The 1,751-nt window shown below is 62.6% G+C and carries 2 protein-coding genes; both read right to left on the bottom strand.

The window, feature by feature from the left end; all coding sequences use genetic code 11:
- Positions 1 to 451, bottom strand: a 451-nt coding sequence (locus MAXJ12_RS29540; protein WP_008839829.1) for a SulP family inorganic anion transporter, incomplete at its 3' end; no start/stop codon positions are given.
- A 297-nt stretch (positions 452 to 748) separates the two neighbouring features.
- The gene (locus MAXJ12_RS29535) at positions 749 to 1,750 is read right to left on the bottom strand and encodes an IS110 family RNA-guided transposase (protein WP_008839828.1); all 1,002 of its coding nucleotides are present in this window, start codon (positions 1,748 to 1,750) and stop codon (positions 749 to 751) included.
- Position 1,751: the final 1 nt, after the last annotated feature.

Below are 1,751 nucleotides of genomic sequence, written 5' to 3'. Positions count from 1 at the left end.
GCGCGGCGGCAATACCGACAGCCGTAAAGATACCGGCGGCGGGTGTTCTTGCGCCCGCATCGAAATTGACAATCGATCGCGCGAAACCTCCAGTCACGGGATAGCCGGACGAAATGGCGGACGCGATATTTGCGGCGCCTAGTCCAAGCAGTTCCTGGTCCGGCACGATGCGCTGGCGGCGCTTCGCGGCGAGCGTCTGCGCGACCGAGACGGATTCCACGAATCCAATGAGGCTGATGAGCAAGGCGGGACCGGCAAGATCGAGGATCAGTACCGGATCGAGCGCCGGAACGGCCAGCATCGGCAACCCCTGCGGGATCGCGCCGACGAGAGCTATGTCGTAGGATTCCAGATTGAACACGGCGACCGCGACAATGGTCCCCGCGACGGAGAGGATGGGGCCTGCCTTCGTCAACACGTCCGCGCTGCGCGCCCCAATGCCGACCGCCACCAGCAGTCCCGCTAGTTTGAGCCGCGCAAAATAGAGGAATGCTTCTGTAATGGGCCCTTACTCGTCAAGTCCCTTTCGAGTGATCATCACGCCGCTGGGATCATGCTTCTGTCCGTGGTCAGCACGAAGACTGCCACATCATGCCATCAGATCCTTAAGCCGGCAGGTCAATCTAGGACGCGTGATTTGCCGAAGCTTTCACAGCACTCCTCCCGACCTTGCCAAGCCCTCGTCCCAGCGACGGGACCTCGAAGAAGCAGCGCCTATGGCGGCCTGCCTCGCTGCCTTGTTCCTCCTTTACGCGGCGACGGTGTCCTTGCCCCAACGGAACTGACTGACATCAGCCCACATGCGGTGAAGAACGGTGGCGAGCTTGCGGGCCAGTGCCACCTTTGCCCGTTTCATGCCGCGCCGCTTCGCCACGTCCATCGCCCAGCGCTTCAAGGCGGAGAACCGCGTGGCGCGCGTCAGCATGATGTGCGCCGCTTCATAGAGTGCGGTTCGCACCATGGAATCGCCGACCTTGGTGATGCCGCCGTCGATGTCGGTCTCCCCGGATTGATACTTCTTGGGCGTCAGTCCGAAGTACGCACCGACGGTTCGGGATTTTGCAAACCGACCCGGATTGTCGACCGCCGAACGATAGGTGAGCGCCACCAGGGCTCCTACACCCGGTGCGCTCATCAGCCGGTGACAGACAGGATCGGCGCGGGCAATCTTCAGCATCGCGCGGTGCAGCCGGGTAAATTCGTTCCACAATGCAGCCCGTGCCTGCAGCATCGCGCCAATCACCATCGCAAGCATGTCGTGGCCTTCGATGAGTTGGCGAATGCGCGCCTCGAAACGCCCCCGGCTCACCTCGCCAACCTTGAGCCCGTAACCGCGCAGAATTCCGCGGATGCTGAGCTCAACGTCGAGCAGCTTGGCCTGCAACAGCTTTCGGCCCACCAGCAGTGCCCGCACCTCCTGGGCATCTGCAGACTTGGCGTGCACAGGACGATACCAGCCCATGCGCAGCAGCTGCGCGATCCCGCGGGCATCTTTGCGATCCGTCTTCACAGGCATCGCCGACAGCGCCGCCTTCACATGCCGTGTCTCCAGCAACACCACCTCAAAGCCGGCGTCGCCCAGACCCTCGCGCAACCACTGCGACAGTGGACCCGCCTCAAGGCCGACGCGGATGACCGGCAATCCCAGATCGGCAAAATGCTGCAACAGTGCCTCTGGCTCGCTCGCCACCTTCGTCTCGCACACGATCTTGCCCGATGAATCGACCACGCAAACGCTGCTCTGTTCCAGC

The sequence above is a fragment of the Mesorhizobium alhagi CCNWXJ12-2 genome (assembly GCF_000236565.1).
In the GTDB taxonomy this organism is placed as follows: domain Bacteria; phylum Pseudomonadota; class Alphaproteobacteria; order Rhizobiales; family Rhizobiaceae; genus Allomesorhizobium; species Allomesorhizobium alhagi.
Note: the sequence above shows the minus strand (reverse complement) of the source record. Positions and strands in the feature narration are given on the sequence as shown.